The sequence below is a fragment of the Prochlorococcus sp. G4PB16 genome, assembly GCF_059772465.1.
In genome coordinates this window covers 1,295,481-1,319,076 of sequence record NZ_CM186289.1, presented here as the reverse complement: position 1 = coordinate 1,319,076, position 23,596 = coordinate 1,295,481, and the positions used below count along the sequence as shown (strand labels likewise).

Sequence of the window (23,596 nt, the reverse complement as noted above, 5' to 3'; positions counted from 1 at the left end):
TAATCTAGATGGTTAGAGTACACCTAGCCATTTGTGAGTTTGCATACTTAATCTCCAATCCGGATTATTTTTTACAAACTTGATTGCGAGTGTTTGCCCCTCTTCATTGTCCCATCCTGCTTGCAAAAATAATTGAGGTTTAATGTTTCCATTGTTTTTTATTAAAGTATTCATTTTTTTAGCAAAAAGTAAATCTTCAGCATTCTGTATAACAACTTTTAATTCTTGGCAAGCGAAGAGATTATCAAGGCGTGGAGGAGAATGCCGTTTAGGAGATAATGTTATCCAATCTGGGTTGCCACTTAATCTATCTACGCCACTGGTTTCGAGATGAATTGGAATAGATTTTTTCTCTGGGTTGAGTGTAGACTTTCTAATTTCTCTGCATAGATGATCTAAATTATGATGTAATGGCTCACCTCCAGTGATTACAACAAAAGCTGCACCTTCTTTTTGAGCTTTAGCTGTGTTAATTGATAAATCTATTAAACTTTTTTGTGGGTGAAGTTCGGAATTCCATGAATGTTTTGTATCACACCAAGGACATCCAACTTTACAACTAGCTAATCTAATGAAGTATGCGCTTCTACCAGCATGTTCTCCTTCTCCTTGTAGAGAATGAAAACATTCCACTACTGGTAGAGATGGTTCCATTTATTGCTGTTCTAGAGATTTTTTTTCAATAATTTTTGATTTTGGATTGAATGCCTCATTTGGTGAGGATGGTACGCGTAATTGTGCCGCTTGAATTAAGCCACTAAATAAAGGGTGTGGTTTCCCTGGCCTAGAGAGAAACTCTGGATGATATTGACATGCAATAAAAAAAGGATGATTTTTTAATTCTATTAGTTCTACCAAGCGACCATCAGGTGAAGTACCACTAATTACATAACCAGATTCCATTAGGAGAGTCCTATATGAATTATTGAATTCATAACGATGTCTATGCCTTTCGTAAACAACTTCTTCGTTATATAAACTTTGCCCTGTTGTGTTTGTTTGAAGTCTACAAGGATATACTCCTAATCTCATTGTTCCTCCTAGATCAACTATGTCTTGTTGTTCTGGCAGTAAATGAATTACAGGGTGTTTTGAATTTGGATTTAGTTCGGCACTAGATGCATCCTCTAAACCAGCTAAATTGCGAGCCCACTCAATGACAGCACATTGCATACCTAAGCAAAGTCCTAGAAAAGGGACTCTTTGCTCCCTTGCCCATCTGATAGCAGCTATTTTCCCATTTACGCCTCGGTTACCAAAACCTCCAGGAACGACAATTGCGTCCATTCCCTGAAGTAGTTTTTCTGCTCCCTCTGATTCGATGTTCTCCGCATTGATCCAGTGAAGATCTAAAGATGCATCTTGCGAGATACATGCATGACGTAATGCTTCAACTACTGATAAGTAGGCATCATTTAATTGTACATATTTACCAACTAATGCGACTTTGACAGAAGGACCTGGATTGCGCAATTTATGAACTAATTGTTCCCAGTCTTTTAAATCACTTTCATGATCATTCAGATCCAAGCAATCTAATACTTCTTTACAAAGTCCTTCATCTTTGAGAGCTAATGGTACTGAGTAAATACTGTCAGCATCAAGAGATGCTATAACCGCATCAGAGTTAACTCCACAGAAACCCCCTATTTTATTTTTTAAATCATCATTAATAGGCCTATCACTGCGACAAACTAAAATATCTGGCTGAATACCTATAGAACGTAATTCTTTGACAGAGTGCTGTGTTGGCTTGGTTTTAATTTCTCCAGAGGTACCAATGTAAGGCAATAATGTGACGTGAACATAAACAACATCGTTTCTTTTTACATCCCCTTTAAATTCTCTTATTGCCTCAAGAAAAGGTAGAGATTCGATATCTCCAACTGTTCCTCCAATTTCTGAAATTACTACATCTGCACCACTATTGTCTGCTACACGTTTAATTCTTTCGCGAATTTCACGAGTGATGTGGGGGATAACTTGAACTGTTCTTCCCTCATAGTCACCTCGTCTCTCTTTATTAATAACAGCTTGATAAATGGAGCCTGTCGTTACACTGTTTAGTCTTGACATCGCAGTATCGGTAAAGCGCTCATAATGCCCAAGGTCTAAATCAGTTTCAGCACCGTCTTCAGTTACAAAAACTTCTCCATGTTGAAAGGGGCTCATCGTCCCAGGATCAACATTTAGATATGGGTCAAGCTTCAAAATCGAAACACTGTACCCTTTCGACTTCAGTAGTCTGCCAAGACTTGCGGCAACAATTCCTTTGCCAATGCTTGAAACTACACCACCAGTGACGAAAACAAATTTTGCCATTTACTTTCCAATCATTCTTTAAGCTACCTTGATCCAGCTAAACGCCAAGGAATTTACATATTTTCTCTTTAGGATAATGTTTTTGCTGCTAATTTCTATCAATTTAATCAGGTTCGATCCAAGTCGAGGTTATATTGAGGTCTTCTAATTGTTTGTTTTCAACCGTTGCAGGGGCTTTAGCCATGGAACAACGAGCTTGTTGTGTTTTTGGGAAAGCAATAGTATCTCTAATTGAATCTTCATTGGCTAAAAGCATAACTATTCTGTCAAGTCCAAATGCAATTCCACCATGTGGAGGAGCACCCATTGAAAGTGCATCAATTAAAAAACCAAATTGCTCTTCTGCCTCATCACTAGATAGACCAATTACTTCAAGTACAGTTTTTTGAAGTTCCGAGTTGTGAATTCTTAAAGATCCTCCACCAATCTCTAGTCCATTGAGAACTAGATCATATGCTTGTGCATTTGCTCTGGGTAATTTGTCTTTCCATAAGTTTTTTGATTCACCAATATCCTCAGGCTTCGGAGCGCAGAAAGGATGATGAATGGCTTCCAGACGATTTTCATCAGAATTGAATTCAAACATAGGAAAATCAGTGACCCAAAGAAAATTCCATTGTGTTTTTAATCCGTTCTCGGAAATAATTTTTAGATCTTGAGCTATAAATTGACGAACTCTATCTAAGGTTCTATTAACAATATTTGTGGGTCCTGCACCAAAAAGGATTAAATCACCAGCTTTCGCTTGGGTTTTTGATAGGAGTTCTTTTATCTGTGAGGTAGTTAAATTTTCTTTTATGGCTCCAATAGTATCGACTTCTTCATTATCTCTAACTCTGATAAAGGCTAGCCCTCCAGCGCCAGCCTTTTGGGCTTCGCTAAAAATATCTCCACCTGGTTTTATTCTTACATTACTAATTAAATTATTTCCTTCCTCAATGGTGATGCATTTGACGCATCCACCAGAAGAAATAGCATTTGAAAAAACTTTAAATCCACTTTTAGAAAATAAATCACTTGTGTTAACAAGTTCCATTCCATATCGAGTATCAGGCCTGTCAGTTCCAAACCGATCCATAGCCTCTTGCCAAGTCATCCTTGGAAATGGAGTTGGGAGATCAATTCCTTTGATTTTTTTCCAGATGTTTACAATTAACCTCTCATTTAAATCAATTATTTCTGTTTCCTCCATAAAACTCATTTCAATATCTAATTGCGTAAATTCTGGTTGCCTGTCTGCGCGTAAATCTTCATCACGAAAACAGCGTGCAACTTGGTAGTAACGTTCAATGCCACCAACCATCAATAATTGTTTGAATAATTGTGGTGATTGCGGCAATGCAAAAAATTCGCCACCGCACACACGTGAGGGGACTAAGTAATCTCTTGCTCCTTCGGGAGTTGATCGAGTCAAAATAGGTGTTTCAACATCTATAAATCCTTCGTTTTCAAGAAAACTTCTAGCTGCTTTGACTGTGTTATGTCTCAATCGAAGATTTTTATTCATTCTCTCTCTTCTTAGATCCAAATATCTATGCCTCAGCCTGATTTCTTCTTTAACACTCTCTTCATCATGAATTGAAATTGAAAAGGGGAGTGTACTAGTAACAGCATTCAGAATTTTTATATTTTCAGCTAAGACTTCTACTTCACCAGTTGGGATTTTTGTATTAATAGCTTCTTCAGGTCTTGCTCTTACTAATCCATTGATTTGAAGAACAGTCTCATTTCTTAGACTTTCAGCGATGCTAAAAAGATTCTGACCTTGATCTGGATCAACTGTTATTTGAATTGTTCCAGAGCGGTCTCTTAGATCAATAAAAATTACTCCGCCATGATCCCTCCTGCGATCAACCCAACCACATAGTTGAATATTTGCGCCAATTGCGGAAGCTCGTAGTTCTCCACAAGTCTTATTGCGCATGAAATTCTCAATCATCATGAATAATGAGTTTCCCATAAAAACCGGCTTTTATGCACAAGACAGTTTTTACTTGCTCAAAAATCTTTTCTGTAGAAAGGTCTTTTGACGATGATTGCAGGATGTTTTTTCCCTCTAATTTCTACTTCTAATTGAGTATTTACTTTTGCAATTTCGCTAGGGACATAAGCAAGAGCTATAGGTTCTTTCAATGTTGGAGACCAAGTTCCGCTAGTTACTTGCCCAACAGCTTCGCTGTTGTATAAAACTGGATATCCTTTTCTTGCGATTCCTTTACCCTGCACCTTAATACCAACAAGTTTTTTTCGCGTTCCATCTTCGGCCTGTTTTTCTAGAGCTTTCCTACCTATAAAATCATTAGGCATTTCTAAATGAACTAACCAACCCAAACCAGCTTCAAATGGAGTTGTATCTAAGTTGATATCGTTGCCATATAAATGCATAGAAGCTTCTAATCGCAGTGTATCTCTTGCTCCTAGCCCGCAAGGAGTAACTCCTGATGCTACAAGGCTTTTCCAGATGGACTTTGCTGTTTCTGCCGAAGACAAAAACTCGAAACCTTCCTCTCCTGTATAACCAGTTCGTGCAATAAAAATTGATTCTTGTGAGTTGATTATATTGGGATTAGAAGTAATAGTTCTGTGACCAAAACGTGGCAAATCCGATAAAGGCTCTTGTAGAATTTTCTCAAATGTATGGATTGATTCTGGACCTTGGATGGCAATTAATGCGCCCTCTGGCATGAATTCGGATATTGTGATTTCCTTGTTAGAAAGATTTGAACTCAACCATTCGATGTCAGATTCTTTTCTCGCGGCATTAATTACTAGAACTATACTTTCTTCTTTTGTTTCTAAAATACCTTGATCATAAATGATTAGATCGTCTTGAATTCCTCCATTTTCTTTTAAAAAGACTGTATAACACGCTTCACCAGGTCCTATTCGAAAAACGTCTGAGGGAACTAAATTTTGTAATGCGCTCTTGATATTTTTACCTTTTAATTGGACAACACCCATGTGAGATATGTCGAACATTCCAACATTTTTTCTGACTGCATTGTGTTCGTCGATTAACCCCGAAAAACTAACAGGCATTTCCCAATTTGCAAAAGGGACCATTTTACCGCCTAAATTTTTGCATTCTTGATAAAGAGGGGTTTGCAGTAATTTCATTTTTTGTTGAACGCTAAAAGAAATTCACAATTAATAACGTGAACCTATCAGAATTTCTAAAACTAAATTTAATGCTTTGTGGCTCGATCCGGAAAGTTTTACTACTCTATGAGTCTTGGGTTAAGACTTGATGACTGCAAAAAGATCTTGTAGGAGCTGCAATCAGTGCGTTTCAAGTCATTTTGATTCATTCTCATGGTGCAAACTTAGAAAGATAAAAATACATTCTGAGATATCTTCATTTGTTTCTTGTGGTCATTGGATAAAAAAAGAACCTAGCTTCCAAAAGATTTCTGAAAAATTTGTTCATCAACAACTCGATTTTGGAAAGATATTAGTTGAGTGAGAATTTCAATTCAAATTTTCTAGGGTCATTTGTCTAACAACATAATTAATGAACGTATAACTTTTGCAGCAAGGATGCTACTAATACCATTGTTATCTAATTTGGGAGATAATTCGACTACATCAGCACCAATTAAGTTATGAGACTTAATCACATCTATTATTGCGGCAAAATCTCGCCAGAAATAGCCTCCTGGCTCAGGAGTTCCTGTTCCAGGCATTATGGATGGATCAAACCAATCTAAATCAAAAGTTAAATAGATTGGTGTCCCTTGAAAACTTTTTAGAGTTTCTTCTAAAGATTTTGCATTCTCTCCTAAAGTATGTTGAATTAATCTTTTAGTATTATTCATTTCAAGAAATTCTGATTTTGTGCCACTTCTTATTCCTATTTGAAAAATCTTTTTGCTTGGTAGTATTTCTAAACATCTTTTCATAGTACATGCATGACTAAATTTACTACCTAACCATTCATCTCTAAGGTCTGCATGAGCATCTAATTGAAGCATAATTAATTCAGGATAATTAGTAATTATTGATTGAATAACCCCAATTGTTATCGAATGTTCTCCACCAATAATAAGAGGCTTTAAATTATGTTTAATTAAGATATCTGTAGCATCTCTAATACAATCAAGTGTTAACTTTGCATTTCCAAGGGAAACATCTAAGGAACCTAAATCAGCAAAGTTTATATCCTCTAAATCCAAATTTAATTGCGGACAATATGTTTCAATTCCATAACTATCTTCCCTAATAGATGAAGGACCAAATCTTGCACCAGGTCTAAAGCAACAAGTTCCATCATAAGGAATTCCTAAAAGCGAAACTCTGCATTGATCGATGCCTCTTTGTGCACCCATAAATATTGCACCATCGTTATTGAATACTGATAGATCTTTGCGGTTGGGTTTGGTCATATTTTTGCTAGCTCTCTTTCGATGAATGCAGGAATAGCGTTGAATGCACCCTGTTGCCATCGCTCACTCCAAATTTGACAATTTTCGGAGATCTCTTCTACTCGACTTTTTTGGGGATGCATATATTTTGGCCTCTCCATAGATGCAAATGTCCAGCTCCATAACCCGCTTGGGTATATTGATACAGATCCATACATTGGATCTGCGTAGTCAAAAATTTCACGAAGAACTTTGACAATATTTATATGAATTTGCTGAAAAGATTCTGGCGATTCACTTTGTGTTGCCAAAACCCCTCCTGGTTTAAGGATACGTTTGCAATCTTTGAGAAAAGAATTGCTGAATAATTCTTTGGACGGTCCAATTGGATCTGAGCCATCAATAATAATCACATCATATGAATTCTCTTTTGTATGTTTTACCCAATCAATCCCATTCTTGATTTGTAAATTCAATCTTGAATCAGACCATGCATTTCCTCCAATGTTAGGTAAATACTTTTGACTTAATTCAATAACTCTGATATCGATTTCAACTAAATCGATAGACTTTACTTCTTTATATTTTAAACATTCTCTTGCACTACCCCCGTCACCTCCTCCGATAATTAAAATACTATCTATTTGTATCGGACTACACAAGGCAGGATGAATAAGACATTCGTGATAATACTTCTCAGATTTTTCTGCTGTCATCCAACAATCATCAAGCAATAGTGCTTTCCCGTATCTTATGCTTTCATATATGGTAATTTTTTGGAAAGGACTAGATTCTTCTACTATTAATTTTCCCTGTAGTCCATATCTAACACCTTGATGATACTCGTCAAGCCACTCTGTTCTTGTTTTTATTTTGTAATTCATAATTATAATATTAATGCTTGAGATTGATCTTCGCTAATTCCCAGTATTTTTCTAATTTCTTTTTTGATTGCGAATGTAATTCGCCATCTATATTTTCTTCTATATATGCTAATCGTTCTAGGAATCTTTTATTAGTTTTTGCTAGTCCTTCATCTATCGATATTTTATTCCATCTTGCAATATTTATCAATGTAAATAATACGTCTCCTATTTCCGCTTCAGCCTCCGAAGTATTTTCTTTTTTTAATGCATCTTTTAATTCTTCTAATTCTTCATATAATTTATCCCATATTTGATCAATCTTTTCCCATTCGAATCCGTTCTTTGAAGCTCTTTTGGAGATAATTAGTGCTGCTTTAGTAGAAGGCTGTGGTTTTATCTTTAGTTTTAATCGGTCACTAATCGGGGTTTTTGAATTAGTTAATTGTTTTTCATTATTCTTGATTTGTTCCCAAGATTCTTCTACTTCTTCGATACTAACTTTTACTTTATTTTTAAATACATGTGGATGCCTTCGAATGATTTTATCAGTGATTATGTCAAAGACGTCTGTGATATCAAATAAGTTTTGTTCTTTTGCTATTTGAGCATGCAAAATTATTTGTAGTAGGAGATCTCCAAGTTCTTCTTTTAATTCATCAGGATTTTCTTCTCGTATTGCGTGAGCAACTTCATAGGCTTCCTCTAGAACATGTGGGACTAACGAAAGATGAGTTTGCTTTAGGTCCCAAGGACAGCCATTGATTGGATCCCTGAGAGCTGAAACTACTTCAAGGAGTTTATTCATTTTATTTTCTGTATTTACTTGGCTTGTGTTTGTCATTTCTAGTTTTCTTGAGAGAGCTGTTACTAAGCTCAGAAACGATTTTTTTTGAATCGTTGATCTAATTATGATTAATTCTCAACAACAGAGCAGCCAGAGGTATAAAGTAAATGAATTAGTCAAAGGACTAAAAATTGTATGGGCGATTAGCTCAGCGGTAGAGCGCCTGCCTTACAAGCAGGATGTCCCTGGTTCGAACCCTGGATCGCCCATCAAAATTATTCTTTATTTATGCAAAATGGTCCTGGATTAAAAATTTCAGCAACAGCAGTTGCAGAGTTAAATAGGCAAGCTGCTTTTACTGGAACTCCTGGAGTTATGCATATTGATTTATTAGATGATAAGTGTGGAGAGGGCTGGAAATATATCAGAATTAGACCTGGAAAAAACGATGGTGTTCCTCTCGCCAGGGCTGATGGGATTACTTTGTATGCGCGCAAAGATCAAATTCTATTTTTTCAAGGTCTCAAGCTGAATTATTTTGGTGATCTAAGTGGAGGTGGATTTCTGATTAGCACACCAAAAGGGGCTGAACCTTCTCCATGTGGTTCAGGCTTTAGAAAACTGTCAAAAGTTCAATAATTTTAAAATAATAATTGAATTTATTCTTCTGGAAACAAGATCGAAGAGAGCTCCTCGGAATCAACTTCATAGACGCGAGCTAAACTTGTCTCAATTGCGCTAGTTACTTCACCTGGTAAGAATCTCATAGCATTTAAAGCATCATCTGATATTTCCTCTGTAAGTAACTTTTCTTTACTATTTAATTTTTCATCATTGATTACAGCGATTACCCAGCTTTGATATGCGTAAACAAGATCGGAGAATTCAAGTTCAGGGTCGTTCAGATCCATGACAAATAAACAGATAATGAACAATAAACACTAGTTTGGCTGTAGTTGGAGAAAATGTCTTCTATGGAACAAATATCTCGCATCTCTATTCAAGCAAAAGCCTTTGAGTTCGCATTGCTGGAATTAATTTATAGTAAGCGAGATAGCTTTCAGCCTTTGTGGAGCTTAGATAGCTGGGTTAAATTTTTAATTTGGTTAAGTTTAAATTGTGGGCTTTCTGGAGAAAAAGAAAGCCTAGAAATGTTTGCGGAAGCGATGGGTTCTCCTTTAACAAGTCGAATGAGAAAAATATTTTTTGAAAGAGCTTTAGAAGATTTGTCATTACATGTGATGGCTGATCCTGCAGAATCGCAAGTTTTGATTATGCCCATAGCTTTAGATAAGAGGATTAATGATATCGACGTATTTGAAGCCTTAGAAATGATCGGCTTAACTGACAAGGTTTCGTTATCTTCGGCTGAATGGGAAAGGCACGACTCAATAGTTTCGATTCCGTGGAACGTGAAAAGTGACATTTGAATTTAGGAAAAGCAAGAATGATGTAAAACTTTTGTTGGGAATGAGTAAATTAAATTAAACACATTTTTTTTCTGTGATAGAGCGGGCAAAAACTACAAAATTATCTGAAGCCTCAGGGCTTCCTAAAACATATGATCCAGTTGGTACTGAAAATCGCTGGCAGAGAGCTTGGGAAGAAAAAGGAGCTTTTAAACCTGATCCATCAGCTCCTGGAGACCCATTTTCCGTAGTTATTCCTCCTCCAAATGTCACAGGTAGTCTGCATATGGGGCACGCTTTTAATACTGCCTTAATCGATACTGTTGTCAGGTATAAGCGATTAAAAGGAAGTAATGTTCTTTGTCTTCCAGGAACAGACCATGCTTCAATTGCTGTTCAAACTATTCTCGAGAGACAACTTAAGGAAGAAGGCAAAAATCGTCGTGATCTTGGTAGAGCTGCCTTCTTAGAAAAAGCTTGGGAGTGGAAAGAAAAAAGTGGTGGAAGAATTGTTGCTCAATTAAAGCGTTTGGGATATTCCGTAGACTGGAGTAGAGAGAGATTTACATTGGATAAGGGCCTAAGTAAAGCTGTTTCCGAAGCATTTGTTCGTTTGCATGAGAAGGGATTGATATATCGAGGAGAATATTTAGTGAATTGGTGCCCTGCTTCTGGTTCGGCTGTGAGTGATTTAGAAGTTGAAATGAGAGAAGTAGATGGACATTTATGGCATTTCCGATATCCCTTAGTCACCTCATCCGTATCAGCTGCAAAACAAATAAGTCACTTAGAAGTAGCGACTACACGTCCGGAGACGATGCTTGGTGATGTCGCAGTTGCTGTGAACCCATCAGATGAAAGATATAAAGATCTCATAGGTGAGAAACTTACTTTGCCTCTAGTTGGCAGAATCATTCCAATTATTGGAGACTCTCATGTAGATAAAGATTTTGGAACTGGATGTGTCAAAGTCACTCCAGCTCATGATCCTAATGATTTTGAGATAGGTCAGAGACATGACCTACCTCAAATAACAGTCATGACTAAAAAAGGAACAATGAATCACAATTCAGGTCAATTTGAAGGTTTGGATCGTTTTGAAGCTCGTGAAGCTGTTGTTGATTCTTTAAAGGAGATTGGTCTTTTAACCAAAATAGAAGCTTATAAACATAGTGTGCCTTTCTCTGACAGAGGGAAAGTACCAGTGGAGCCATTGCTTTCAACTCAGTGGTTTGTCAAAATGGATCCATTAGCAAATAGTTGTTCTGAATTTTTTGAGAAAGGACAACCTAAATTTATTCCTAATAGATGGTCAAAAGTTTATCGAGATTGGTTAACTGATATCAGAGATTGGTGTATAAGTAGACAATTATGGTGGGGACATCGTATTCCGGCTTGGTTTGTGATTAGTCAAACAGATAATAAAGTGGTTAATGAAACACCATATATTGTCGCTCGAACAGAAGATGAAGCTCAGAAATTAGCGCGAGAACAATATGGAGATTCAGTCAAAATTGAGCAAGATGAAGATGTTCTAGATACGTGGTTTTCTAGTGGATTATGGCCTTTTTCTACATTAGGTTGGCCTGATGAAGCTCATCCTGATTTTCAACGTTGGTATCCAACAAATACTCTAGTTACTGGCTTTGACATTATTTTCTTTTGGGTAGCAAGAATGACAATGATGGCTGGAGTCTTTACAGAGAAGATGCCATTTTCTGACGTCTATATTCATGGACTTGTCAGAGATGAGCAAAATCGAAAGATGAGTAAAAGTGCAGGAAATGGTATCGATCCTCTATTACTAATAGAACGTTATGGAACTGATGCTTTGAGGTTTGCTCTTGTTCGGGAAGTTGCCGGCGCGGGGCAAGATATACGTATTGATTTTAATCGTAAAAATCAAACATCAGCAACGGTTGAGGCCTCTAGAAATTTTGCTAACAAGCTTTGGAATGCAACAAGATTTGCTCTTATCAATCTTGAGGATCAAGATTATGAAAATTTGGAGAAATATGATTTATCGAAGTTGCAATTATCAGATAAGTGGATTTTGTCCAGACTTTCTCGGGTCAATCGTGAAACTGCTAATAGATATGAAAACTATGCTTTGGGAGAGGCTGCTAAGGGATTGTATGAATTTGCTTGGAATGATTTTTGTGATTGGTATTTAGAACTAATTAAGCGTCGATTGAATAGTGCAGCAAATCTTTCTTCTGATGAATTATTAGATCAAAAAGTTGCGAAAAGCATCTTATACAAAGTTTTAAGTGATCTTTTGATTATGCTTCATCCTCTAATGCCTCATTTGACAGAGGAGCTTTGGCATGGATTAACAGGCTTAAATGAAGATCAATTTCTTGCTTTGCAGCCTTGGCCAAAATCAAATGAACAAGACTTGAATATTGATTTAGAGAGTTCTTTCTCTGATTTATTTGCATCTATCAGATTGATTCGCAATCTACGAGCAGTTGCTGGTTTGAAACCCTCTCAAAAAGTTCCTGTCATGTTGGTCTCTGGTAAGGAAGTCTTGCAAAACACTCTAAAAACATCAATCAATGATATTGCTGTTTTAACGAAGGCTAAGGAAGTCCAAATATTATCTCCAGAGCAAGCAAAATCATTACCTTCTATGAAAGCTTTAGCAGGCGTAAGTGGAGAACTAGAGGTGGTTCTTCCTATTGAAGGATTGATAGATATAGCTTCTTTACGATCAAGGCTTGAAAAAGATTTAAATAAAGCACAAAAAGAAATAGAAAGTCTCTCTAGACGTCTAGCAAATAAGAATTTTGTTGATAAAGCTCCCAAAGAGGTTGTTGAAGAATGCAGAGCAAACTTAACGGAGTCAGAAGCGCAAGTCCGCTTAGTCAAAGAGCGTCTAATGGGATTGGATTGAACTACCTAATTATGTCTTACAACTTAGAAACTCTTGTTAATAATTTTATTCCTTTTTTAAGCAGCCCTTTTGGGATTTTGGTTTTTGCTTTGGTTTATGTTTTTTGGGTGTCTTTTTTGTTGCCAGGCTCATGGCTTTCGATGTTGTCTGGCTTTCTTTATGGCACCTGGCTTGGAAGTTCGGTTGTATTTGTAGCTGCTTTTATTGGAGCTCATCTAACTTTTTATTTAGGGAGAAATATGTTAAAAGAATGGGCTCAAAAAAAGGTCTCAAATTTTCCAAAAGTTCAAATAATGGAGAGAGCTGTTCAACGCGAGGGTCTAAAAGTCATTCTTCTCACAAGACTTTCTCCTCTTTTTCCATTTGGCTTACTTAATTTTACATATGGCTTGAGTGAGGTAAAAGTTCGTGATTTTACTCTTGGAATGATTGGTATATTACCTGGCACAATTTTATATTGTAGCTTAGGGTCTTTAGCACTCAAAGTTTCAAATTTTGGAGAAGTACTCTCAGGAAGATCTGATATTAGTTCATTTATTTGGAGTTTAATTAGTATTTTATCAACTATATCAATTATTATTTTGGTTTTACGTTCAATAAGAAAAATAAATCAGGATTCTAAATCTTTAGATTAATCATCAGTTTTTAAATTCCAATCTTCAATCGCTGCAAATACGATGAACCAATAAAGTCTTATGCGATTAAATATACCTTTTTTAGAAGCTAACATCTCATACTTTGCGCGTCCACATTCTGTTTTAATTAAAGAAAAAATTTCATTCTTATCCATTTTTAAAATCCAATTATGTTTACAATAACAGCCTGAATTCATTTTCGTTAATTATTTTTACTCCGAGCTCTTTTGCTTTTTTTAACTTACTACCCGCTTTTTCTCCTGATAGTAAAAAATCAGTTTTTTTACTAATTGAAGAGCTGACTTTTCCTCCAGCACTTTCTATTAATTCTTTTGCTTCATCTCTTGTAAGCGAATTAAGTATTCCTGTTAAGACAAAAACCTTACTATCAAAAACATTTGATTGATTTGAATTGTATTTTGAATTTAAACTCTCTTTTAGAGAAAATCCAATTGCTTTTAATTCTTTAATTAAGGTTTGATTATTAGAATCATCAAACCATTTAATTATTGCATCTTTCATTTCATTTCCAAATCCATAAATATTGCATATATTCTCGGGTGACTCCTTTGCAATAGTATTAAGTTCTTCGATACTATGAAAGTTTTTCGAAAGAGATTTAGCATTCGCTTCCCCTATGTGTGGTATCCCTAAACCGTAGAGCTGTTTGTGCCAACTTTTGTTTTTAGACTCGTTAATTTCTGTTAGTAGATTATTAGCAGATTTTTCACCAAATCTTTCAAGTTCTAAAAGGGAATCAATCTCAAGTTTATATAAATCTGCGATGGACTTTACGTATTCTTCATTTACTAATTGATTAATAATTTTTTCACCTAATCCATCTATGTTCATTGACCCTTTGCTGACCCAATGTCGTAAAAGGCCTTTTAATTTTGCTGGGCATTTAGGATTAATACATTTTGTAATCGCTTCGCTCGGTTCTAGAACTAACTTCGAATTACATTCTGGACAGTTTTGAGGAAGTTGAACTAATTTTGCATCAACTTGTCTAAATTCTTTAATTACTCGAATAACTTCAGGAATAATCTCACCAGCTTTTCGAACAATTATCGTGTCTTCATAATGAAGATCTAAAGAGGCAAGTCTTTTTGCATTATGAAGAGTTGCACGATTCACAGATGTTCCTGCAAGCTCTATCGATTCAAACTCTGCTACAGGTGTAACAGCACCAGAGCGACCTACTTGGAAAATTAATTTTCTTAACTTAGTCGCTTTTTCTTCTGCTGGATATTTGACGGCGATGGCCCATCTTGGAGCTTTATTTGTTGCACCTAAGAGATTTTGTATTTCAAATTTATCTATTTTTACTACTATGCCATCAGTTGCATATGCTAAAAAATCTTTTTCAATTTCCCAATACTTATAATAGCCATTTGCTTCATTTAAGGTTTTTTTTATTTCATATGTAGTATTAATTTTAAAACCAATATTTTTTAAAAATTCAAGTGATTCAGATTGAGAATCTGGTTTTTTAAAACTCCTATCAGTTGGCTCCCAATTTTCTGGCAAATAAAGACTGTATGCGAAGAAATCAAGTTTTCTAGATGCAACTATTTTGGGATCTAATTGTCTTAATGTTCCTGCACAAGAATTTCTAGGATTTGCAAAGAGTGATTGATCAGTATTTTTTCTATCAATATTGAGTTTATTAAATATCTTATTGGGCATGAAAGCTTCGCCTCTAATTTCAATCCAAGAGGGTGGGTTTTTTAATAGTAAACGTAAAGGGATTGTAGAAATTGTTCTGATATTAGTTGTGATATCTTCTCCGGTTTTTCCATCTCCACGAGTTGCTGCTTTAGTTAAAACTCCATTTTCATATCTTATTGAAATAGCATTTCCATCAATTTTTAATTCACATATTAGTTCTGGATTATCAACTTCTTTGATATTTTTATTCTCTGAACTAATTAATTTTTTGATCCTTTTGTACCATGCTTCTAATTCATTTACATTAAAAGCATTATCTAGACTTAAAAGAGGAATATTATGCGCAACATTTTTGAATCCTTTAGAAGGAATACCTCCTACTCTTTGGGAAGGGCTATCATTAGTAATTAAAGATGGGTAGCTATTTTCAATTTCAATTAATTCTCGATATAGTTGATCATAAACAGAATCGTCTATCTCTGGTGAATCTAATACATAGTAGGAGTAATTTGCTTTATTAAGTAAAGCTCTAAGCTCTTTTGCACGTTCATTATGTTGATTCAAGTTTTTTGAATTCACTTGTCACATTTGGCTTCATTATTTACTGGCTTTGACAATACGATCTATTTGCCAGTTTTCGTTGATTTTAATAAAAGTGAAGTCCAGTGGCATTTCATTTTTCTTATCTTCTGATTTCAAACTTAGTGTCAGTATTATTTGATTGTCTTCTATCCTTGGGCGCCCTGACTTCAAATTTCTATATCGATTTAATTGCAAGCTACCCAAAAATTTAATGAAGTCTTGTCTATTGACATGTGATTTATAAGCTTTTGTCGTAAGTCTATAAGCTCCATCAATTCGCCCAGCTGCAATTTGATCAAAAAACTTTTTCACAAGTGGATTAATTCCTCTTGCACTTATGACGAGCTTAATTGCGTTAAAAGTCCAAAAAAGGAGAAGTGCGCCAACTCCAACCAAGAGAGCTTTTAATCCAATTGCTTTGATAAGAGCACTATCCATTTTTTAATTCCGTTTAATTTAAGATTCTGACTTATTAGCTATGAGATTAGCTTGTTTGTTATTGATAGTCAGACAGAATGTTATCGAAATAATAATGCTAATGAGTGCTCTGCATCAATGTCCTTAATACCTGTCTTACCATTATTTCTGAAATTAAACAGACAATATTTTCAGAACTCTTTGTTTGAGAAAGGAGTTCCCAAAGTTTCTGTTCGTTGGAGTGATGGTCGCATGCGCACTACGGCTGGGATCTATAGGAGTAAAACGAATTTCTTTGGGGTTAAAGCTAGTGAAATAATTCTGTCTAGACCAGTATTAGAGAATCTTCCTCAAAAGGCATTGATAAGTACGTTGTGCCATGAAATGATTCATGCCTGGATTGATCTTGTTCTCAAAGTTGAAGAGGCACATGGTCCTAATTTTCATAAACGTATGGCAGAGATCAATTCTGCTCAAACTGATTTTCAAGTAACTGTTCGTCATTCGTTTCCAGTATCAAAAAAAGATCCTAAATGGGTGGCAACTTGCCCCTCATGCAAAAAAAGCTTTAGTTACAGACGTATTGTTAAAGGCGCTGCCTGTCGCAGTTGTTGTAATAATTATTTTGGTGGTCGATGGGATCAAGAATGCGTCCTTGAATTTCAGCTTTTTCCTAGAGTACTTAAATAATTTTTTCTTTAAATGGCGTTTATTTGAAGTTTGAATAATTTCATTATTAAGGTGTTTCGCTAGTTGGTTTGAAAGGGTTAAATTTAAAAGATGAGCTCATATAAAAATCGTAATCAAATTCGTCAGCGATCTCGAGCACCACTTGATCGCAGAATGGAAAAATGGATACAAACTGGAAAACAGGTGGTAGATGGAGTTGCAGGTAATCGGCCTGGTCAAAGAAGGGGAGGATTGCAAAATAAAGAGATTTCAGCAAATTTCGACAAAGTTGGTCGTTGGATGGAAGACAAGATTGATTGGTTTTTTGAGGATGATGATGATTGGTTGGATAATGAAGACTTCAATGATGAACCGCTTCAAGAAAATACAAACAATACAAAAAGACCCTTAAGTGCAATTTCTTTAAGAGTTCCTAAAGCTTTACCACCTCAGATTGAATCAAGGAGAAATAATTCAGATGAAATGGATGAATGGCCAGATGATCAATCTTTCAAATTAAATAAGTGGGAAAGAAAAGATAATTCAGGTAAGCAAAACGCACTCGATTTAAATGATTCTTTTCGAGATGAAAGAACTCCTCAAAGAAGAAATATTCCAAGATCTAGTCGAAGAAAATACTAGTAATTTTTAAAAAGCCTTTCGTGGGATTGGGCCTAACCATTTTTCTAGCTTTGGGCTGAAAACTTCTCTAATTACAGTTAATTCTTTTTGTTGACGAAAAAATCGATAATGCCTACTCCAAAAAGGACCATCTTCATGAAATTCTGCTTTCAGCCAATTGGCATTAACTAATCCCAATCCGTCAACTTCTCTAAAAAGCTCTGAGCGTCCTTGGGTCAAGCTTTTCCAGATTGGTTGATCCTTATTTTGTAGATGCTTTTCTGCTTCTTGAAAATTCCACCAGCTTTCAGCCCATGCCAGGGTTAAGTCTCCACATGTAAGCCAAACTTGTCTTCGTATCAAAGGTGGCTCTAGTTCATTGACTTCTTCTGGAACTCCATTTTGATCATTATTTTCCTTTGCCATAGATATGACTTTTATGGCAACTTCATGCCCTGTTAAAAGTTTGAGATGCCTGGTTGGGCTGCCATCACCCAATAGCATTAATTGCCATGCTCCAGAGAGTTTATGATTCCCTTTCCCTGACAGAACACTTTCTTTCGAGGCTTTCCAAATCACTTCAGGGGAAGGTAATTGAGATTGATGTGAATTCACTTTTATCAGCTTGTTATTTGTAGTGGATCTTTTCTTTCAGCTTTTTTCATTTGCTCTATTTTTAACCATACAAGAAGTGCAGTGAGATCTGCTTTGCTTACACCAGGAAGTTGAGCAGCATGTCCAAGACTTTTGGGTTGAGAAATTGTTAATTTTTCTCTCGCTTCTTTAGATAGTGTTTCTATATTATTGTAATTTAAATTTTTTGGTAATAATTTTTTACTTTGCTGCTTTAATTGATTTATTTGGGCTTTTTGTCTTTCTAAATAACCAGTATATTTAATATCTATTTCAACTCCTTCTTCAACATCTAAAGGAATATTATTAGTTGCTAAATTATACTTAATTAAGTCTTTATAGTGAATATTTGTTCTTCTGAGGAAATTTGCTAATGTTATTGAACCTTTAATAGCTGTTCCAGTCGAGGAGTATATTTCTTTTGCACATTTATCATTTTCTTTAATGCGCTCTTTTTCTAATCTTGTTTTCTCTTGATCGATTAGTTTTTGCTTATCATTAAAAATTTTCCACCTTCTTTCATCAATCAATCCTAATTTGTAACCAAGTGGAGTTAAACGCCTATCTGCATTATCACCCCTTAAAATCAAACGATATTCACTTCTACTAGTTAATACTCTATATGGTTCTTTTAAATCTTTTGTAACTAAATCATCAATCATAGTCCCTATATAACTATTCTCTCTTTCGAAAATAATTCCTTCTGTATTGTTTACTAATCTTGCAGCATTTAAACCTGCTACTAAACCTTGTGCAGCAGCTTCTTCATATCCTGTTGTTCCATTTAGTTGCCCTGCACTAAATAAACCACTTATTCTTTTTGTTTCTAGTGTTGCTTCTAATTGTGTGGCTGGTAGGTAGTCATATTCAACTGCATAAGCAGGTCGAAGCATTACGCATTTTTGCAAGCCTGGCAGAGTCCTTAGAAGTTCTAATTGTAAGTTTTCGGGTAGTCCAGTTGAGAAACCTTGTACATACATTTCTGGAGTATCTCTACCTTCGGGTTCTAAGAAAATCTGGTGTGAATCTTTGTCAGCAAAACGTACAATTTTATCTTCAATTGATGGGCAATATCGTGGACCTTTACTATCAATAAAACCTCCATAAATAGGAGTTAAATGAAGATTATTTTTAATAAGTTGGTGAGTTTCGTTTGTTGTTCGCGTGATATGACAACTCATTTGTTCCCCACTTCTCCAAGAAAGAGGATCAAAAGAAAAGAATTTATCTGCAGCATCGCTCAATTGCTCATCTAAGGAGTCAAGATCAATAGTTCGTCTATCTACGCGGGCAGGGGTGCCTGTTTTTAAACGATCAGTAGTGAAGCCTAGCTTTTGTAATTCTTCAGTTAAGCCCTCAGAGGCCTGCTCTCCTGCTCGACCTGCACTCATGGATTGATTGCCAATCCAAATTCTGCCTCCTAAAAAGGTTCCTGTTGTAAGTACAACTGCTTTTGCATGAAAAACGCTTCCAAAATAGGTTTTAATTCCCTTTATAAATCCAATACTCTTTTGAATTTCTGCTGTGTTCCTTTTAATCTTATTGGGATAATGTTCAATTTCTAGCCCAGTAACCATTGCCTCTCTAATCTTTAAATTTGGCGTGTTTTGTAGGATTTTTAGCATTTCATGTGCATATAACCTTTTATCTGTTTGTGCTCTCAATGCTCGAACTGCTGGCCCTCTGCTTGCGTTTAAGACCCTTTTTTGAAGAGCAGTTAAATCGGCTAATTTCCCAATGATCCCTCCAAGGGCATCAACTTCATGAACTAATTGACTTTTAGCTGGTCCTCCTACTGCGGGGTTACATGGTTGCCATGCGATTCGATCTAAATTGAGTGTAAATAAAGCTGTATTTAATCCTAATCTTGCTGAAGTCAGAGCAGCTTCGCAGCCTGCATGACCTCCTCCTACAACAATTACGTCAAAACTTTCATTTGAAGATTGTTTAGTAATCATCAATTAATCATTTAGGAATTGAATTTTCGAATTATTAAGCAGCAAGATTTCTAAATCTAGTGAATTGGGGTTCAAACAGTAATTTAACTGTTCCAACAGGACCATTTCGGTGTTTTGTCACGATAACTTCTGTAATTCCTCTATCAGTAGTTTCTGGATTGTAATACTCATCCCTATAAATCATTAGAACTAAGTCTGCATCCTGTTCTATTGAGCCAGATTCACGCAGATCGCTAAGCATTGGTCTTTTATTGGTTCTTGATTCAACTCCTCTACTTAATTGAGATAAAGCGATTACAGGGACTTTTAGTTCTCTCGCCATACCCTTGAGACCTCGAGTAATCCTTGAAATTTCTTGAACTCGATTATCGGGCGAAGTACCTTCCATTAGTTGTAGATAATCAATCACAATTAGTCCCAGCTCTTTACCTTGTTCAGCAATTAGTCGACGACATAAGGACCTCATCTCAAGAACACTTGAATTTGGTTTGTCGTCAATGAAGATTGGTAATTGACCAAGTGTATTAATACCTTGACCAAGTAATGGCCATTCATCTTGTTGCAAACGTCCCGTTCTTAATCGACTGCTTTCAATACCTACCTCGCTTGATAGCAGTCTGTAAGTTAGTTGCTCTTTACTCATCTCAAGACTAAATACGCAAACAGGTAGGTCATGCAGTTGCGCTACGTTTTTAGCCAAATTAAGAACAATGGAAGTTTTTCCCATTGCTGGTCTTCCAGCCACAATTATTAGATCACTCCTTTGAAGTCCTTGTGTCATTGCATCCAGATCGTAAAAATTAACTGGTATCCCTGCCACTGATGTCCCAAGCGATCTACTTTCTATTTCATTGAAAGTACTTGTCAGAATCTCTGCAGTAGGTGTCAAACCTTTGGATGGTTTGTCTTGGCTAATAGCAAAGATTTTTTGCTCAGCTTGATCTATAGCCTCTTCCATTGGGAGGCTTTGATCAAAGCCTAATTTGATGACATCATTTCCAGATTTAATTAATTGTCTTCGCAGAAATTTATCGCTAATTAATTTAGCAACTTGTTCGATTGAAGCTGTAGATGTAACCCTCTCAACCAGTTCAACTAATCGGTTATTGCCTCCTACTTTTTCTAAAGAATTTGTATCGGCTAGCCAAGCGCTCATTGCAGTTAAATCTGTCGGCTTGCCTTGGCTATGAAGCATTAATGCTGTTCTATATATTTCTCTATGAGCAGATATGTAAAAAGCTTCAACTTGAAGTAAATCAGCTATTCGTCCTATCGCATCAGGATCCAATAAAATTCCACCAAGAACAGATTCTTCTGCCTCCAGATTTTGTGGAGGTATTTGGTCAGGTTGAGCTTCAAAACGAGGCTTATCAATTTTGGAATTATTAAAAGCTCCAAAGTCTCTACCTTGTTTTGAAAAATCCCCATTATTTGAAGAGGGGGTGCTTATCATTTATCGCTTGTTGGTCAAGGACACCTACTTTGGCTTGTTCAGACAAAGATGCAACTATTAGTAACTTGTAATTTCAAGATTTATTTCAGCATTTACTTCTTTATGAAGCTTAATTTGCACTTTATATTTTCCAACACCATGGATCTCAGGAAGAGATATGTCTCTACGATCGATATCTTTTTTGGTAGCTTCCTTTACAACTTCTGCTACATCTCCGTTTGTCACTGTTCCAAATAAGACTCCATCTTCTCCTACCTGTTTTTTGACAGTAAATCTTCCAATTGTTGTCAGAGCTGTTTGGAAGTCAATAGCTTCTTGTTTTTTAGCAGCTTCTTTTTCTGCTTGTTTTGCTCTTCTATGCTCAACTTGCTTTAAAACAGTTGGAGTAACTGGTAATGCTTTTTTATTGGGTAATAAAAAGTTTCTTGCAAAACCAGGAGCAACCTCAACAAGGTCACCATCATTACCAAGACTTTTTATGTCTTCATTTAGAACAACTTGAACTCTCTTAGCCATGGATCGAAGATGAATTAATACTATTTAGTTATTGTTCATAATATTACGACGCGATAGGGAGTCTAATTTTTTTGGCTAACCCAATTGCTTTCAAAAAACGTATATGCTGCCAAGTTATATCTATTTGATTTTTTTGAAGGCCATGCTTGGCTGAGTTAGGAAAAGCATGATGATTGTTGTGCCATCCTTCTCCAAATGTAAGCGCTGCCACCCATTTATTATTTTTGGAATTATCCCCACTTTCATATGCAATAGAACCCCAACAATGAGTTGCAGAATTAACTAGCCAAGTTATGTGATAAACAAAAACCAGTCTTAGAGGAATTCCCCATAGGACCATTGCCCATCCTCCAACACCAGCTGATTGGCCAATTAAATAAAGCGTCGCGCCTAGAGGTATTTGCAAAAGTAAAAAATTTTTATTTAAGAAGCGATAGTAAGGATCTTTGATTAAATCTCCAGAAAGTCTTGGAACGGCTTTCATGGCAGGTACATCTTCAAACATCCATCCCATATGACTCCACCAAAATCCTTTGTTACTGTCATGATGATCAGCTTCAGTATCGGAAAAAGTATGATGATGCCTATGAAGACCAACCCAATCAATTGGACCATGTTGGCAACTTAATGCTCCACAAGTTGCAAAAAATCGTTCAAGCCATTTTGGAACTTGAAAAGAACGATGTGAAAGAAGGCGGTGATAACCTGTAGTTACTCCCAAGCAAGCGGTTACCCAATATAAGAAAACAAATCCAGAGAATGCTAACCAGCTCCAAAATTGAGCTTGCAAAGTAAATATTGTTAGAGCGTGTATTGTCAGCATGAATATGACTGTTCCCCATCTTCTCCTGGCCCTTTGGTTATGAATTCTTCTTGGTACATGCCCTTGGAGCTTCTTCGATGCAGCCATCGCTTTATCAGCAGCAACTGGTTTTTTTAATGGAGCCGAAGCCTCGATTAAACTTGAAACCATTAGTAATCCGTTTACTTGATGTATATAATATACGATAAGGATCCTAACCAGGCCTATTTATCGATCTTGAGTGTGATTTGTGACCTCTAGTTTTCGTGACCAATTGGCAATAGGAAGAAGGGCAATGGCTCATCTAGTACATGTATGGCATGAGCGAAATGGCTGGTCTCATAAAGTTCTTCCTGCTTTGGCTGAATGCTTGGATTTAGGCAGGGTTCATAGCTCTCAAATCTCAAATCTTCGAAATGGAAAACTTGTATCTCCAAGTCCTGAAGTATTTTTTGCTTTGGGAAGAGTGAATCAAGTTCTTTCTCGAGGCTTAGAAAATATAGAAAGTCAAATATTAAGCGTTCATCCTGAGTTGCATAGGTCACTTCAAGAATCAGCTATGGCAGTTGAAGGAAATGACAATCATCCACTTTCTGCTGGTGATTTTTTTGAGATTTTTGTTGGTTTAGCTGCTCTGCCTTCCTCCTTTGATTGGTTTATTGAGGAATCTGAGGCACCTGTCCTTAGCGCTGCTTTGGCTGATTATTTATGTAAAGGAAGATCATGGAGAATGTGTAGAGAACAAGTCATGTCAGCTTATCCAGTAAGTAAAAAACAACGAAGAGAAAGATTTGAAGCAGTTATGGCTGGTTTAAAAGATTACACAGCAGAGGAACTTGATGGAGAATTGTTAGATTTATACGCAACAAATAAATTGTTAAATACAAATAATTTGCAAGGTGCTGATGCATTTTTGGAGAATCTTCGCCAAAGAGGATTATTACTTAAAGATCAAGAAAAATTAGAAATTATTTTTTCAGATTAATTTTATTAAACTCAGT

General features: G+C 36.1%; 23 protein-coding genes and 1 tRNA gene. 8 read left to right on the top strand and 16 right to left on the bottom strand.

Features of this window, described 5'->3' with window-relative positions; all coding sequences use genetic code 11:
• Positions 1 to 12: 12 nt before the first annotated feature.
• The 7 genes from AC6EIZ_RS07600 to mazG form a co-directional block, all read right to left on the bottom strand.
• Positions 13 to 654: a 7-carboxy-7-deazaguanine synthase QueE gene (locus AC6EIZ_RS07600; protein ID WP_498510147.1), complete on the bottom strand. Its 642-nt coding sequence runs from the start codon at positions 652 to 654 to the stop codon at positions 13 to 15.
• Positions 655 to 2,322: a CTP synthase gene (gene pyrG, locus AC6EIZ_RS07595; protein ID WP_498510145.1), complete on the bottom strand. Its 1,668-nt coding sequence runs from the start codon at positions 2,320 to 2,322 to the stop codon at positions 655 to 657.
• A gap of 103 nt (positions 2,323 to 2,425) precedes the next feature.
• The gene (gene aspS / locus AC6EIZ_RS07590; RefSeq protein ID WP_498513226.1) at positions 2,426 to 4,246 is read right to left on the bottom strand and encodes an aspartate--tRNA ligase; all 1,821 of its coding nucleotides are present in this window, start codon (positions 4,244 to 4,246) and stop codon (positions 2,426 to 2,428) included.
• 74 nt (positions 4,247 to 4,320) lie between these two features.
• Positions 4,321 to 5,439, bottom strand: coding sequence for a glycine cleavage system aminomethyltransferase GcvT (gcvT, locus tag AC6EIZ_RS07585; protein ID WP_498510143.1), 1,119 nt, complete (start codon positions 5,437 to 5,439; stop codon positions 4,321 to 4,323).
• A 371-nt stretch (positions 5,440 to 5,810) separates the two neighbouring features.
• A complete protein-coding gene (speB, locus tag AC6EIZ_RS07580; RefSeq protein WP_498510141.1) occupies positions 5,811 to 6,704 on the bottom strand; it encodes an agmatinase in 894 nt (297 codons plus the stop codon).
• The gene (speE, locus tag AC6EIZ_RS07575) at positions 6,701 to 7,567 is read right to left on the bottom strand and encodes a polyamine aminopropyltransferase (RefSeq protein WP_498510139.1); all 867 of its coding nucleotides are present in this window, start codon (positions 7,565 to 7,567) and stop codon (positions 6,701 to 6,703) included. The genes speB and speE overlap by 4 nt, the downstream gene beginning before the upstream one ends.
• Positions 7,568 to 7,577: 10 nt before the next feature.
• Complete coding sequence (gene mazG / locus AC6EIZ_RS07570; RefSeq protein WP_498510137.1) at positions 7,578 to 8,390, bottom strand: nucleoside triphosphate pyrophosphohydrolase; 813 nt, start codon at positions 8,388 to 8,390, stop codon at positions 7,578 to 7,580.
• Positions 8,391 to 8,530: 140 nt separating this feature from the next.
• Between mazG and AC6EIZ_RS07565 the strand changes: the two genes are divergently transcribed.
• Positions 8,531 to 8,602: transfer RNA gene (locus AC6EIZ_RS07565), tRNA-Val, on the top strand.
• 19 nt (positions 8,603 to 8,621) lie between these two features.
• The gene (locus AC6EIZ_RS07560) at positions 8,622 to 8,972 is read left to right on the top strand and encodes an AIR synthase (RefSeq protein WP_498510135.1); all 351 of its coding nucleotides are present in this window, start codon (positions 8,622 to 8,624) and stop codon (positions 8,970 to 8,972) included.
• Positions 8,973 to 8,992: 20 nt separating this feature from the next.
• Here AC6EIZ_RS07560 and AC6EIZ_RS07555 read toward each other — a convergent pair whose 3' ends face one another.
• Positions 8,993 to 9,244 (bottom strand): hypothetical protein, encoded by a 252-nt coding sequence (locus AC6EIZ_RS07555; RefSeq protein ID WP_498510133.1) that lies wholly within the window; start codon positions 9,242 to 9,244, stop codon positions 8,993 to 8,995.
• A gap of 63 nt (positions 9,245 to 9,307) precedes the next feature.
• Between AC6EIZ_RS07555 and AC6EIZ_RS07550 the strand changes: the two genes are divergently transcribed.
• The 3 genes from AC6EIZ_RS07550 to AC6EIZ_RS07540 all read left to right on the top strand — a co-directional run bounded on the left by AC6EIZ_RS07550 (position 9,308) and on the right by AC6EIZ_RS07540 (position 13,273).
• On the top strand, positions 9,308 to 9,763 hold the full coding sequence (locus AC6EIZ_RS07550) for a protein phosphatase (RefSeq protein WP_498510131.1): 456 nt from the start codon (positions 9,308 to 9,310) through the stop codon (positions 9,761 to 9,763).
• Positions 9,764 to 9,836: 73 nt separating this feature from the next.
• Entirely contained in the window at positions 9,837 to 12,638 is a 2,802-nt protein-coding gene (locus AC6EIZ_RS07545) for a valine--tRNA ligase (RefSeq protein ID WP_498510129.1), read from the top strand.
• On the top strand, positions 12,566 to 13,273 hold the full coding sequence (locus AC6EIZ_RS07540) for a TVP38/TMEM64 family protein (protein ID WP_498510127.1): 708 nt from the start codon (positions 12,566 to 12,568) through the stop codon (positions 13,271 to 13,273). The genes AC6EIZ_RS07545 and AC6EIZ_RS07540 overlap by 73 nt, the downstream gene beginning before the upstream one ends.
• On the opposite strand, the gene AC6EIZ_RS07535 is transcribed toward AC6EIZ_RS07540, so the two are convergent.
• The 3 genes from AC6EIZ_RS07535 to AC6EIZ_RS07525 are packed head-to-tail and all read right to left on the bottom strand — an operon-like array spanning position 13,270 to position 15,964.
• Positions 13,270 to 13,428, bottom strand: coding sequence for a hypothetical protein (locus AC6EIZ_RS07535; protein WP_498510125.1), 159 nt, complete (start codon positions 13,426 to 13,428; stop codon positions 13,270 to 13,272). The two genes, AC6EIZ_RS07540 and AC6EIZ_RS07535, sit on opposite strands and share 4 nt — an antisense overlap.
• A gap of 19 nt (positions 13,429 to 13,447) precedes the next feature.
• Positions 13,448 to 15,508 (bottom strand): NAD-dependent DNA ligase LigA, encoded by a 2,061-nt coding sequence (ligA, locus tag AC6EIZ_RS07530; protein ID WP_498513224.1) that lies wholly within the window; start codon positions 15,506 to 15,508, stop codon positions 13,448 to 13,450.
• Between the two features lie 33 nt (positions 15,509 to 15,541).
• Positions 15,542 to 15,964 carry a hypothetical protein gene (locus AC6EIZ_RS07525; RefSeq protein WP_498510123.1) on the bottom strand — a complete coding sequence of 141 codons (423 nt, stop codon included), beginning with the start codon at positions 15,962 to 15,964 and terminating at the stop codon, positions 15,542 to 15,544.
• A gap of 117 nt (positions 15,965 to 16,081) precedes the next feature.
• On the opposite strand from AC6EIZ_RS07525, the gene AC6EIZ_RS07520 reads away from it, so the two are divergent.
• On the top strand, positions 16,082 to 16,633 hold the full coding sequence (locus AC6EIZ_RS07520) for a SprT family zinc-dependent metalloprotease (RefSeq protein ID WP_498510121.1): 552 nt from the start codon (positions 16,082 to 16,084) through the stop codon (positions 16,631 to 16,633).
• A gap of 90 nt (positions 16,634 to 16,723) precedes the next feature.
• Positions 16,724 to 17,254: an RNA helicase gene (locus AC6EIZ_RS07515; RefSeq protein WP_498510120.1), complete on the top strand. Its 531-nt coding sequence runs from the start codon at positions 16,724 to 16,726 to the stop codon at positions 17,252 to 17,254.
• 6 nt (positions 17,255 to 17,260) lie between these two features.
• On the opposite strand, the gene AC6EIZ_RS07510 is transcribed toward AC6EIZ_RS07515, so the two are convergent.
• Genes AC6EIZ_RS07510 through AC6EIZ_RS07490 form a run of 5 tightly spaced genes read right to left on the bottom strand, consistent with a single transcriptional unit; the run spans position 17,261 to position 22,766 of the window.
• Complete coding sequence (locus tag AC6EIZ_RS07510) at positions 17,261 to 17,848, bottom strand: chorismate lyase (protein WP_498510118.1); 588 nt, start codon at positions 17,846 to 17,848, stop codon at positions 17,261 to 17,263.
• Between the two features lie 5 nt (positions 17,849 to 17,853).
• Entirely contained in the window at positions 17,854 to 19,824 is a 1,971-nt protein-coding gene (gene mnmG, locus AC6EIZ_RS07505; protein WP_498510116.1) for a tRNA uridine-5-carboxymethylaminomethyl(34) synthesis enzyme MnmG, read from the bottom strand.
• A 34-nt stretch (positions 19,825 to 19,858) separates the two neighbouring features.
• Positions 19,859 to 21,277, bottom strand: coding sequence for a replicative DNA helicase (dnaB, locus tag AC6EIZ_RS07500; RefSeq protein ID WP_498510114.1), 1,419 nt, complete (start codon positions 21,275 to 21,277; stop codon positions 19,859 to 19,861).
• A gap of 57 nt (positions 21,278 to 21,334) precedes the next feature.
• Positions 21,335 to 21,793 carry a 50S ribosomal protein L9 gene (gene rplI, locus AC6EIZ_RS07495; RefSeq protein WP_498510112.1) on the bottom strand — a complete coding sequence of 153 codons (459 nt, stop codon included), beginning with the start codon at positions 21,791 to 21,793 and terminating at the stop codon, positions 21,335 to 21,337.
• A gap of 43 nt (positions 21,794 to 21,836) precedes the next feature.
• Positions 21,837 to 22,766 carry an acyl-CoA desaturase gene (locus AC6EIZ_RS07490; RefSeq protein WP_498510110.1) on the bottom strand — a complete coding sequence of 310 codons (930 nt, stop codon included), beginning with the start codon at positions 22,764 to 22,766 and terminating at the stop codon, positions 21,837 to 21,839.
• A gap of 79 nt (positions 22,767 to 22,845) precedes the next feature.
• Here AC6EIZ_RS07490 and AC6EIZ_RS07485 point away from each other — a divergent pair, with 79 nt between their 5' ends.
• Positions 22,846 to 23,580 carry a DUF8644 domain-containing protein gene (locus AC6EIZ_RS07485; protein ID WP_498510108.1) on the top strand — a complete coding sequence of 245 codons (735 nt, stop codon included), beginning with the start codon at positions 22,846 to 22,848 and terminating at the stop codon, positions 23,578 to 23,580.
• The last annotated feature ends 16 nt before the right edge of the window (positions 23,581 to 23,596 follow it).